This is a genomic window from Emticicia soli, from assembly GCF_037860775.1.
Lineage (GTDB): Bacteria > Bacteroidota > Bacteroidia > Cytophagales > Spirosomataceae > Emticicia > Emticicia soli.
On sequence record NZ_JBBEWC010000016.1, the window covers coordinates 98,380 to 110,768 of the forward strand.

8 protein-coding genes and 1 tRNA gene are annotated in these 12,389 nt (G+C 37.0%); 3 read left to right on the forward strand and 6 right to left on the reverse strand.

Annotation, left to right across the window (positions count from 1 at the left end; translation table 11 throughout):
* Positions 1-268: 268 nt before the first annotated feature.
* On the forward strand, positions 269-2,074 hold the full coding sequence (locus tag WAE64_RS22015) for a M61 family metallopeptidase (RefSeq protein WP_340239943.1): 1,806 nt from the start codon (positions 269-271) through the stop codon (positions 2,072-2,074).
* A gap of 283 nt (positions 2,075-2,357) precedes the next feature.
* Here the strand turns inward: WAE64_RS22015 and WAE64_RS22020 are convergent, their stop codons facing one another.
* Positions 2,358-2,600, reverse strand: a complete 243-nt coding sequence (locus tag WAE64_RS22020; RefSeq protein ID WP_340239944.1) for a hypothetical protein — start codon at positions 2,598-2,600, stop codon at positions 2,358-2,360.
* Positions 2,601-2,702: 102 nt separating this feature from the next.
* Here WAE64_RS22020 and WAE64_RS22025 point away from each other — a divergent pair, with 102 nt between their 5' ends.
* On the forward strand, positions 2,703-3,743 hold the full coding sequence (locus tag WAE64_RS22025; RefSeq protein ID WP_340239945.1) for a tetratricopeptide repeat protein: 1,041 nt from the start codon (positions 2,703-2,705) through the stop codon (positions 3,741-3,743).
* Here the strand turns inward: WAE64_RS22025 and menD are convergent.
* The 5 genes from menD to WAE64_RS22050 form a co-directional block, all read right to left on the reverse strand.
* A complete protein-coding gene (gene menD, locus WAE64_RS22030; RefSeq protein WP_340239946.1) occupies positions 3,723-5,450 on the reverse strand; it encodes a 2-succinyl-5-enolpyruvyl-6-hydroxy-3-cyclohexene-1-carboxylic-acid synthase in 1,728 nt (575 codons plus the stop codon). The two genes, WAE64_RS22025 and menD, sit on opposite strands and share 21 nt — an antisense overlap.
* Positions 5,451-5,517: 67 nt before the next feature.
* Complete coding sequence (locus WAE64_RS22035) at positions 5,518-6,381, reverse strand: sigma-70 family RNA polymerase sigma factor (RefSeq protein WP_101725972.1); 864 nt, start codon at positions 6,379-6,381, stop codon at positions 5,518-5,520.
* A 205-nt stretch (positions 6,382-6,586) separates the two neighbouring features.
* A complete protein-coding gene (gene pnp, locus WAE64_RS22040; RefSeq protein WP_340239947.1) occupies positions 6,587-8,719 on the reverse strand; it encodes a polyribonucleotide nucleotidyltransferase in 2,133 nt (710 codons plus the stop codon).
* Positions 8,720-8,905: 186 nt separating this feature from the next.
* The gene (gene rpsO, locus WAE64_RS22045) at positions 8,906-9,181 is read right to left on the reverse strand and encodes a 30S ribosomal protein S15 (RefSeq protein WP_340239948.1); all 276 of its coding nucleotides are present in this window, start codon (positions 9,179-9,181) and stop codon (positions 8,906-8,908) included.
* 174 nt (positions 9,182-9,355) lie between these two features.
* Positions 9,356-9,439: transfer RNA gene (locus WAE64_RS22050), tRNA-Leu, on the reverse strand.
* Between the two features lie 554 nt (positions 9,440-9,993).
* On the opposite strand from WAE64_RS22050, the gene katG reads away from it, so the two are divergent.
* Entirely contained in the window at positions 9,994-12,270 is a 2,277-nt protein-coding gene (gene katG, locus WAE64_RS22055) for a catalase/peroxidase HPI (RefSeq protein WP_340239949.1), read from the forward strand.
* Positions 12,271-12,389: the final 119 nt, after the last annotated feature.

Consider the following 12,389-nt stretch of genomic DNA (forward strand, 5'->3'; position numbering starts at 1 on the left):
GGTCTTGAATCCCCAACCCCAAGGGGAATATTTTTAAAGGGGGTCAATATTTGGGGTTAGTAATATTGATTATAAAAGCACTTAAGCCACTTTTAACCAAAGGTAGCTATTGGAAATAAAAATAAACAATCTAAAAGATAAAAGTTTAATTCAAAGGGAATGCCATTTTTGGTAAAGAAGAAAAAATGGAGTAATTTCAAGCAAAAAACGTTTGTTTTCAAAAAAAATTGTTTTATTACATCAACAAATCACTTTCCCCGATAACAAAATGCTAAAAAAAACTTATTCCTTCTTTTTTCTTTTTTTGTTCTTCTCGGTCTCCGTCTTAAATGCACAATCGACCAATATTAACTACTCGCTTTCAATGAATGAACCCTGGACTCATTACTTCGAAGTATCAATGACTTTGAGTAATATCCAAAAGATAAAAGAGCTTCCACAAAAACAATACGTAGATTTCAAAATGCCGGTATGGACGCCGGGCTCTTACCTTGTAAGGGAGTATGCTAAAAATGTAGAAGGCTTTGAGGCATCGGCAGGAGCAAAAAAAATACGTGCCGAGAAAATAAACAAAAACACCTGGCGGGTTTATTCTGCCGGAGCAAATGAAGTTAAGATTTCATACAAAGTATATGCTTATGAGCTTACAGTAAGAACCAGTTTCTTAGACGATACGCATGGTTACCTAAACGGTGCAAGCATTTTTATGTATGTACCTCAATTAAAAAATTCTGCTTCAAAAATTACTATCAAGCCTTATCAGGGATGGAACTCAATTTCAACAGGATTGAAAAAAGTAGCTGATGCTGAAAACACATATTTTGCTGCCGACTTTGATACTGTGGTTGATAGTCCTATCGAAATTGGTACACATAAGGTATTAAACTTTGAAATTCAGAATATTCCTCACGCAATAGCAATGTATAGCAATGGCCCTGTTGAATATGATGAAGCAAAAGTAATTGACGCCTACAAAAAAGTGACCCAAGCAGCCTCAACAGTTGTTGGTGAACATCCCTGCAAAGACTATACGTTTATTATTCACCATTTGCCGGGTATAGGCGGCGGTCTTGAGCACTTGAACTCAACAACTTGCCAGACCTCTCCGCTAGCTTATACAACTGATGCAGGTTTTAAAGGTTTTATGGGTTTAATTGCCCATGAGTATTTTCATTTGTGGAACGTAAAACGTATCAGACCTTTTGCACTTGGGCCATTTGATTATGATAACGAGAATTATACACACATGCTATGGGTTGCCGAAGGTTTTACTTCATTTTATCAGGAAAATATTTTGTTGAGAGCAGGAATTCTCACTCCTGATGAATATCAGAAAAAAGTGGCTGCTTCAATAAGTGGCATTGAAAACCAACCAGGTCAAAAAGTCCAATCGGTAGCAGAAGCAAGCTGGGATGCCTGGATTAAATATTATCGTCCGAATGAAAACTCTACTAATAGTACAATTTCTTATTACAATAAAGGTGGTGTACTTGGTAGTTTATTAAACCTTTATATTATCGGAGAGACCAAAGGACAAAAGACTTTAGATGATGTGTTTAAGTTACTTTGGACTGAATACTACAAGAAACAAGGTCGTGGGTACAAAGACGAAGAGTTTCAGGCAGCATGTGAAAAAGTAGCAGGTAAAAGCATGGATAGTTTCTTTCAGAAATATGTTTGGAGTACTGATGCTATCGATTATGACGCTTTCTTTAATTACGTTGGCGTGAAGACTGTAAAAGAGTATGATACCAAAACACCATTCTTAGGTGCAACAGTAATTAACAATAAAATTACGACTGTACTCAAAGGTGCATCTGCTTATGCAAGCGGACTTAATGTAAATGATGAGATTCTGGAAATTGATGGAAATAAATATCCTATAGCCAGCAGCTATATTTCGGATAAACAAGTGGGCGATGTAATTAAAGTAAAAGTAAAAAGATCTGGTCGTGAATTTAGTTATGATGTAAAACTAATGGCTAATCCGTCAACAAGAATCAAGTTAGAGCGAGTTGAAAATCCAAGCCCTCAACAAGAAGCCTTATACAAAAAATGGCTTTTCATTAAATAAGTTAAATATTAAAAAAGTACAACACCAAAAAGGGTTTTGCCGCACAAACAAAACCCTTTTCTTTTTTTTATCTTATTTTACTTTAAAAAATATCGGCTAAAATTCTTAAGAAGTGCTCCTAAAGTTAAATCAAATTACTAAAAATTGGCGAATCGTAATTCTATCAAGAGAAGTAATGCCAAAACCCTTTTGATTTAATTATCTCTACAATGCAGAATATCAAAAAAGTACAATAACTTTAAATGTTTTAGCGCATTTATCTTATACTCCTCTTATTTTTGTCCTAATCTATTGAATCTAGTATTGACTCGAAATCCTCTGACATTTCCTTGAAGCGCTTTATCACTTTTTCCATAAAAGTGTCTCCAAGCATCTCTTCAATTTCATCTTCGCCCGAAACATCATACTCATTCACTTTATAAGTTTGCTCATACATACCTGCTTCAAACTTTATTATAAATTTATTATTCCAGCCATAAAGTGATGCCTTACAATAATTATTGGGAATTTCTTTTATAAATTTCATTGTTGCTATGAAGTTTGTTTTTTCTGATACAATTTTACGGAAGATTTGTGGATTCAGAAAATAAATATCAAAAAATCACACCAAACTAACTATACATTAATAATGATAAATACTTTTAATACTTTTAGAAATATTTTAACATTAAGTACTATTTATACTATCTTTTTGGCATCTTGCTCCCGCAGTGAAAAAGACGCTGAATTATTTTTTATCCAAGGCAATGTAGCTTATACCAAGGGCGATTACTCAAAAGCTATTGACTTTTTCACGGAAGCGATATACAAAACTCCTTCATTCGCTGATGCTTATAACAACCGAGGCTCAGCCAAATTAGCTCAAGACGATTTAGCCGGAGCAATAGCTGATTTTGAAAAAGCATCATCATTGGATAATGACTTCATCTTGGCAAAATACAATTTGGCCGATGCCCTAACTCATACAGATAGGCTTGATGAATCGCTTGCATTACTTAAGACAATTGAAAATAAATACAAAGATTCCTCTTTCTACTTTGTTACCCTGAGTAATATTTATATTCAAAAAAATAACTTTTCTGAAGGACAGCAAGTTTTGCAGAAAGCACTTAATCTAAATATCAAAAATGACAAGGCACTTACTAATCTAGGTTATATTCAGTACCAAGAAAAAAAATATAGTGAAGCAAAAACAAACTTTGAGAAGGCCATAAGTCTAAACCCTAACCAGGATTTTGCCCTGAATAACCTTAGCTTAGTCTACGCTCAAGAAGGTGATTATGGAAAAGCTATTGAATTAGTAAATAAAGCGTTAAGTAAAAACAAAAATATACTATACGAAAACAACAAAGGTTTCTATTTATTAAATACTGGCCAGTTGGCTGAAGGGAAAAAACTAATTGATAGAGCACTAGAACAAAACCCAAACAATGCTTGGGCAATCAGGAATTCGGGCGTATTTGAGCTTTTGAGTAAAAATTCGGCTAAGGCTTTAACTTACTTTGAGCAGGCGGACAAACTTGACCCTAATGTTGAGTTACTGAATTACTATCTTGGCGAAACTAACTTAGCCATTGGGAATAAAACAAAAGCTTGCCAATACTGGCATATCGGCAAGCAGCTGAATGAAGAAAAATCTATTAAAAGGTTAAACGAAATGTGCAAATAGCTTTTTATACTCTCTAAAAACCTCAGCACTGATTTCGCCATCTACTATTAGCTCCAAAAGTTTGGCTTGATTATCAGGTTTAAAAAATGATTCAAGAGATTTCTCTAATTCTTGCTCATTGCTAACTTGCATGTATTCTACTCCGGCTTCTTCGCAGGTAAGCTTAGCTGTATAATTTTGTTCGGTTACAAAATAATCTTTCAGCTCAGCTTGCCTGTTTGGGCCATCAATAATCCTGAAAATATTACCTCCTTGGTTATTAATCAATACTACTCTCAAATTACCGGGTAGGTAAGTATTCCAAAAGGCATTTCTATCATAAAAGAAAGAAACATCACCAATCAAACATATAACTAATCTATTAGTCGATAAGGCATTACCAACTGCTGAACTTAGCGTACCGTCAATCCCGCTTGTTCCCCTATTGGCAAAAATTTCAATATTTGTGCTGGCTGACAATCCGATGAGATTTGCATATCTGACACTCATACTGTTCCCTAGGTGAAATATTGAATTCTCAGGCGTTTTATCAAGTACATTTTTTACAGTTTTGAACTCAGAATATAACGAATTCAATAAAAAATTATCTAATTTCAATACGGATTTTTGATTTGCGGCCTTCCAAAGGGCAAAATACGCATCATTTTGGTCTTCGTCGTCACCTTCTTTAAACTTCATCAAGTCTAAATCGCCGAATACTGTCTCAAAGAAGTATTGTTCTGAAACTTCTACCTTATGCGTTAAGGTTTGAAAAGGATCTATCAGCTCAGGATTTTCTTGAATATGAAAATGATAGCGTGGTCGGTACTTTCTTATGAACTGTTTTAAGTTCTTAGAAATGACTGACTTGCCACAAGTAACAATTAAATCTGGCGCTAAGGACTCTAAGAAGTTTTCATTTTTAGATGATAGAAAAACATCATGCGCTGAAATCACATTTTCGAACGAGACATTAGAAATTATATCACTCAAGACCGGAATACTAAATTCATCTGAAATATTCTTCAGCACCTTCGATAATTGTGATTCTTGCTGCTGGCCAACAATAATTAACTTACGCTCACAGCTCTGCCATATTTCATAAAACTTCTCAAAAAATTCATTAGGCAGTTTTTTTACAGTAGATGCATTCTCTATAATCCTGACCTGCTTATCAAACCTTACTACCTCATGCTCCGTTGGATAAAATGGCTCACGAATTGGCACATTAATGTGCACTGGACCTTTCGGAAATGATTGGGAAAGATTAATGGCTTCGTTCACAACTCGCTCTACTTGCCATACAGCATCAGCATGGTTATAATCCGCCGGCAATGAAAAACTCTTCTTTACATGTTTTCCAAAAATATTCTCCTGATAAATAGTCTGCCCATCATATTGATGTATCCACTCTGGCGGGCGGTCGGCAGTTAAAACGAGTAAGGGAATTTCTTGAAAAAAAGCCTCGGCTACAGCAGGAGCAAAATTATAAGAGGCGGTACCAGAAGTACAAATAAGCGCAACGGTCTCTTTAGTTACCTGAGCAATTCCCAAACCTATAAATCCGGCAGAGCGCTCATCACTTATACTGTATGTTTTTATTTCTGGGTGCCGAGCCATCGAAATAGTAAGCGCAGCGCTTCTTGAACCCGGACAAAGAATAGCCGTCTTTACATTTTTTTGAGCGCAGATTTCGGCAATATTGTGTATAGCTTGTAAAATAGCCATAGGAGTCTACAAAAAAAGGCACGAGAATCGTACCTTTTTAAATTATTCTTTGAGTATATAATATATCTTATCCTAAATAAGCCTTCAAAGCTTTGCTTCTTGATGTTTGGCGTAAACGACGAATCGCTTTTTCTTTAATCTGGCGTACACGTTCACGAGTAAGATTAAATTTCTCACCAATTTCCTCAAGAGTCATTGCTTGCTCACCGTTCAAGCCAAAGTAGTAAGTAATTACTTCTGCTTCACGTTGGGTAAGTGTCGATAAAGCTCTCATTACTTCTCTACGAAGTGAGTCGTTAATTAAGCCTTGGTCTGGTTTTTCTTCACTATCATTCTCCAGTACATCCAACAAGCTATTTTCTTCACCTTGTACAAATGGCGCATCGACAGATACATGGCGTCCTGAAATTTTCAATGTATCAATCACCTCTGCAGCTGTAATCTCAAGAACTTCAGCTAGCTCTTCAGGTGATGGTTCTCTCTCAAATTTTTGCTCCAGGTCTGAAAAAGTCTTAGAAATTTTATTAAGCGAGCCTACACGGTTTAATGGTAAACGAACAATACGTGACTGTTCGGCTAACGCCTGAAGTATCGATTGTCGAATCCACCAAACTGCATAAGATATAAATTTGAATCCACGTGTTTCATCAAATCTCTGAGCGGCTTTAATCAAACCCAAGTTTCCTTCATTAATTAAATCACCTAACGAAAGTCCTTGGTTCTGGTATTGTTTTGCAACAGACACCACAAAACGTAAGTTTGCTTTTGTTAAACGTTCCAAAGAAAGCTGGTCTCCATCACGGATTTTTTGAGCAAGTATTACTTCCTCATCAGGAGTTAGCAAATCAACCTTTCCAATTTCTTGTAAATATTTATCAAGAGACTGACTCTCCCGATTGGTAATTTGCTTACTAATTTTTAGCTGGCGCATATTAAGTTAGTGAACAGTTTTGTTAAAAAGTCTTATAAAACTTTAATCTTAAGGGTACTTATCAAAACAAGAAACGATTTCTTTAATAACGCTTAAAATCTATTGTTTTCTTATTATATGAACAATTAATTTTTGTTAACGGTTCTACTACGTTAATAACTGTTTCACGCAATTAATTGTTCATATTTCGTCCTATACTTAGAGGTTAATTACTTTTAGGCGGTCTTGGTAAAAGTACTTTTCTTGAGAGTCTGAACTTACCTGTTTTAGGGTCTACTTCAAGAAGTTTTACTTGTAGTTCTTCTCCAATTTCAAGAACACCATCCATACTCGGAAGACGATCCCACGAAATTTCAGAAATGTGCAATAAACCTTCTTTACCAGGCAAGAATTCAACAAAGGCACCAAAAGGTTGAATTGATTTTACTTTTGCATCATACACTGAACCAACCTCTGGCTGTGCTACAATACCGTAAACTCGTTTCTTTGCTTTCTCCATGCTTTCGCCATTAGATGAGAAGATCGAAACGTAACCTTTACCGTCTTTTTCTTCAATGGTAATTGTTGCACCTGACTCTCTTTGAATCTCTTGAACAATTTTACCGCCAGGTCCAATTACCGCACCAATAAATTCTTTCTCGATTACGATAGTAAATGCTCTCGGTGTATGAGGTTTTAAATCTGGTCTTGGTGCTTCAAGGGCTTCTTTCATTTTACCCAAAATATGGATACGGCCTTGTTTTGCTTGCATAAGTGCTTGCTCAAGAACCTCGAAAGACAAACCACCAATTTTTATATCCATCTGGCAAGCAGTAATACCATCTTCTGTTCCGGTTACTTTAAAGTCCATATCTCCAAGATGGTCTTCATCACCTAGAATGTCAGACAATACTGCCCATTTACCAGTCTCATTATTTGTGATTAAGCCCATAGCAATTCCTGAAATCGGAGCTTTAATTGGTACTCCGGCATCCATTAAGGCTAAACATCCGGCGCAAACTGTTGCCATTGATGATGAACCATTTGATTCAAGGATGTCAGAAACTACACGAATTGTATATGGGTTTTCAGTATCTGGCGGAAGGATTTTTTTCAGTGAGCGCATGGCTAAGTTACCATGTCCAATCTCGCGTCGTCCCGGACCTCTGTTTGGTTTTACTTCTCCTGTAGAGAATCCCGGAAAATTATAATGCAAGAAGAATTTGCTATAACCAGATGTCATAACCTGGTCTACTATCATTTCATCGAGCTTGGTTCCTAGGGTTGCAGTTGTCAAAGATTGCGTTTCACCACGTGTAAACAAAGCTGCACCATGCGCAGATGGCAAGTAGTCAACCTCACAAACAATTGGACGAATCTCATCTAACTGGCGTCCATCAAGTCTTTTACGCTCATCTAAAACCAGATTTCTTGAAGCATAATATTGAATATCGCCATAGTAAGTTTTAGCAAAGCCCTTTTTCGCTGCTAATTCTTCTTCTGTAAAAGTAGCCAAGAACTCATCTAAAATTGCTCCGAACTTCTCTTTTCGTACATCTTTTTGGTTACTACCTAGCTGGCAAACAGCATATACTTTGTCATACAATTCTTTATACATGCGTTCTTTTAACTCTTCGTCATGTACTTCATGATTGTACTCTCTTTTTTCAGTTTTACCTACTTCTGTTTCAAACTCTTTCAATGCAGTTACCTGAATCTTGATAGCATCATGCGCTATACGCAATGCTTCAATCATTTCTTCTTCTGAACACTGATCGGCTTCACCTTCAACCATAATAATGTTATCAAGCGTACCTGCAACAATAAGATCAAGGCTTGCTTTTGCAATTTCAGTAGTTGTTGGATTAACTACATAATTTCCGTCAACTTTAGATACTCTTACTTCTGAGATAGGCCCGTTAAAAGGAATATCTGAAACAGCTAAAGCTGCAGACGCCGCCAATGCTGCTAGTGCATCAGGTTGAATCTGAGAATCGGCAGAGATTAAAATTACGTTTACTTGTACTTCGGCATGATAGTTTTCTGGGAAGATAGGTCTTAGTGCGCGGTCTATTAAACGGCTTATAAGTATTTCGTTGTCAGATAAACGGCCTTCACGGCGTTGGAAACTTCCTGGAATTTTACCTGCAGAACCAAATTTTTCTTGGTAGTCAACAGAAAGTGGTAAGAAATCAGTACCTTCTTTGTGCTCTTTAGCAGCAACAACGGTAGCTAATAGCATAGCATTTCCTGATCTTACTACTACCGAACCGTCGGCTTGTCTTGCTAGTTTTCCTGTTTCAAGGCTAATCACTTTGCCATCAGGCATTTCGATGGTCTTCGAGTGAATGTTAAACATTTTTAGTTTAAGTATTAGACCACGTTTCCGCTTTCGACGTGGTAATTTTATATCCGATATTCCGCGGGGATATTCCAAGAATCTTTAAAATTCACTTTCAAAGCCTTGAAACTATATAAGTTTTTTAGTTTTGCTTATAAAAGACAATCAGAGAATGATGTCTCATTCTCTGATTGTCTAGTAAAATTACTTACGAATGCCTAATTCAGCAATAATTGCTCTATAGCGCGCAATGTCATTCTTATACAAATAGTCTAGCAAACGACGACGTTTACCTACCAATTTCAACAAACCAGCTCTTGTAGAGTAATCGTGTTTGTGACTTTTAAGGTGCTCTGTAAGATGAGAGATACGATAAGTAAATAATGCAATCTGAGATTCCGCAGAACCAGTGTCAGTTGCTTTTTTTTGGAAGCCTTTGCCTGCAAAGATTTCTTCCTTTTTCTCCGTAGTTAAATACATTTGATGTTAACTTAGATTTTAATGAATATTAAACCAATTGCAAAGATAATACTTTATTTTCAACTATAATTGAAAACCTCAAAAAATAAGCGTAAATGCATAAAAAAAAGCCTCTCTCAAAACGGAAAGGCTTTTCAAATAACAAATGTTCAACTTAAACTTAATTCTTAAGTGTGACGATGGCGAGATTCGAACTCGCACAGGCTAACGCCCACTACCCCCTCAAAGTAGCGTGTCTACCAATTCCACCACATCGCCTTTTGGAAATGCAAAGCTAAACAAGGAGGCAGATTATTCCAAATAATACGCTTTTTTAATTATGTGTTAAATTATTTTCTTTAGTAACTTCACTTTTGCTATTATGGCCCATATGTATACAATTCCGTTTATCAATCATGAATCTTACATAGTCAACCCTTATTATTGAAAGGAATGTTCATTGAAATTGATTTTTTGATTAATTATATATTTAAAGCTTATATACTCTACTCTGGCTCAAGGTTAATAATTGAATAACAGTTCAAGTTATCAACCGTTTTATTTTCAGAGAAGAAAATATTATTAAAAAACACAAAACTATTGTATATTTTCATTGAATAGTTGAACAAAACTTTTTTCTTTCAAAACCCTTAACCAAGCCCCTACTCTACGAGTAAGCTTGATTAGCTTAGCGCTTAACCAATACATAATAGATTTTATCTATACAAATATAGAATTATTCGATTTTGATTATTTGGCACAAGCTCATACCTTTACAACATCAGATTTGAATTACAACTTAAATATTTAATAAATCTATAAACTTTCACAAAATGGAAAACGGATCAAACGATATTAGTAAATGCCCGTTTCATAATGGCACTATGAAACAAAATGTTGGTGGTGGCGGTACCAGAAATGGCGATTGGTGGCCAAATCATTTAAAACTAAATATACTTCGTCAACACTCTTCTTTGTCGAACCCGATGGAGGAGGATTTTGACTATGCAGAAGCCTTCAAAAGCCTTGACCTAGAAGCAGTAAAAAAAGACCTTCATGCACTTATGACTGATTCGCAAGACTGGTGGCCAGCAGATTTTGGTCATTATGGCCCGCTATTTATTCGTATGGCATGGCACAGTGCAGGTACTTATCGTGTAGGAGATGGCCGTGGCGGTGCAGGCTCAGGCCAACAACGTTTTGCACCATTAAATAGCTGGCCTGATAACGTGAGCTTAGATAAAGCACGCAGGTTGCTTTGGCCTATTAAGCAAAAATATGGTCGTAAAATTTCTTGGGCCGATTTAATGATTCTTACTGGTAATGTAGCTCTAGAATCAATGGGCTTCAAAACATTTGGTTTCGCAGGTGGCCGTGCCGATGTTTGGGAACCAGATGAAGATGTTTACTGGGGTTCGGAAACGACATGGCTAGGCGGAGATTTACGTTATGCACATGGGTCGGAAGGTGTAGCAAAAACTCATGGCGTTGTATCGTCAGATGATAATGCAGATGGACAAATCCACTCTCGTAATTTGGAGAAACCACTTGCCGCTGTTCAGATGGGCTTAATATATGTAAACCCTGAAGGACCAGATGGAAATCCAGACCCAATCGCTGCCGCAAGAGACATTCGTGATACTTTTGGCAGAATGGCCATGAACGACGAAGAAACAGTAGCCTTGATAGCAGGTGGACATACTTTTGGAAAAACGCATGGTGCTGCTCCTGCTACAAATGTGGGTAAAGAACCAGAAGCTGCCGACCTTGAAATGCAAGGATTAGGCTGGAAAAACAGTTATGGCTCAGGTAAAGGAGCTGATACTATCACGAGTGGTCTTGAGGTAATCTGGACAACGACGCCTACTAAATGGAGCAATAATTTCTTCGAAAATCTTTTTGCCTTTGAGTGGGAACTTACTAAGAGCCCGGCAGGAGCACATCAGTGGGTTGCAAAAAATGCGGACAGTATTATTCCTGATGCTTATGATTCTAACAAAAAGCATTTGCCGACTATGCTTACTACAGACCTTTCATTAAGGTTTGATCCGGCTTATGAAAAAATATCAAGAAACTTCCTTGAAAACCCGGATGCTTTTGCTGATGCATTTGCTCGTGCTTGGTTTAAACTGACTCACCGTGATATGGGTCCGCGTGCACGTTACCTAGGCCCAGATGTTCCTCAGGAGGAATTGCTTTGGCAAGACCCAATTCCGGCAGTTGACCATGTATTGGTTGATGATAACGATATTGCAAGCCTGAAAGCAAAAATACTAGAGTCGGGCTTGAGTGTTTCTGAGCTGGTTTCAACAGCATGGGCATCGGCTTCAACTTTCCGTGGTTCTGATAAACGTGGTGGAGCTAATGGGGCTCGTATCCGCCTTGCTCCTCAAAGATACTGGCAAGTAAATAATCCGGCTCAATTACAAAAAGTATTGGCTGTATTAGAAAGTATTCAGAAAGATTTCAATGCCGCACAACAAGGTGGCAAAAAAGTTTCAATTGCTGACTTAATTGTTTTAGCCGGTGGCGTAGGTGTTGAAAAAGCAGCTAAAGATGCAGGACATGAAATTACTGTTCCTTTCACAGCCGGACGTATGGATGCTTCGCAAGAACAAACAGATGTTGAGTCGGTTGGTTTCCTTGAGCCACTTGCAGATGGTTTCCGCAATTTCCGCAAATTCAAATCAAGTGTTTCTACAGAAGCATTGCTAATAGACAAGGCTCAATTATTAACACTTACTGCACCAGAATTAACTGTATTACTAGGCGGATTACGTGTTTTAGGAGCAAATTTTGATGGCTCTAAACATGGTGTGTTTACCTCAACTCCGGGTTCATTGACAAATGATTTCTTTGTAAATATTCTTGACATGAGTACTTCTTGGAAAGCTACATCTCAAGAAAGAGAAATATATGAAGGAAGTGACCGTGCAACAGGTGAAGTTAAATGGACTGGGACGCGCGCAGACCTTGTATTTGGTTCGAACTCAGAATTAAGATCTATTGCAGAAGTATATGGTAGCTCAGATGCACAAGAGAAATTTGTAAAAGATTTCGTTGCAGCCTGGACCAAAGTTATGAATCTTGATAGATTTGATTTAGCTTGATTGTAAAGCAATAAACTTTATTAACATGAGTCATCCCGAATTTTAGGATGCTATGAAAAAAAAGAACCTTCTGGTTAAATTTGTGAATCACTACAAACGCAAATTTTTACCAGAAGGTC

Coding starts and splice junctions, on each gene's coding strand:
- WAE64_RS22015 (WP_340239943.1), top strand. CDS start 269: ATGCTAAAAAAAACTTATTCCTTCTTTTTTCTTTTTTTGTTCTTCTCG.
- WAE64_RS22020 (WP_340239944.1), bottom strand. CDS start 2,600: ATGAAATTTATAAAAGAAATTCCCAATAATTATTGTAAGGCATCACTT.
- WAE64_RS22025 (WP_340239945.1), top strand. CDS start 2,703: ATGATAAATACTTTTAATACTTTTAGAAATATTTTAACATTAAGTACT.
- menD (WP_340239946.1), bottom strand. CDS start 5,450: ATGGCTATTTTACAAGCTATACACAATATTGCCGAAATCTGCGCTCAA.
- WAE64_RS22035 (WP_101725972.1), bottom strand. CDS start 6,381: ATGCGCCAGCTAAAAATTAGTAAGCAAATTACCAATCGGGAGAGTCAG.
- pnp (WP_340239947.1), bottom strand. CDS start 8,719: ATGTTTAACATTCACTCGAAGACCATCGAAATGCCTGATGGCAAAGTG.
- rpsO (WP_340239948.1), bottom strand. CDS start 9,181: ATGTATTTAACTACGGAGAAAAAGGAAGAAATCTTTGCAGGCAAAGGC.
- katG (WP_340239949.1), top strand. CDS start 9,994: ATGGAAAACGGATCAAACGATATTAGTAAATGCCCGTTTCATAATGGC.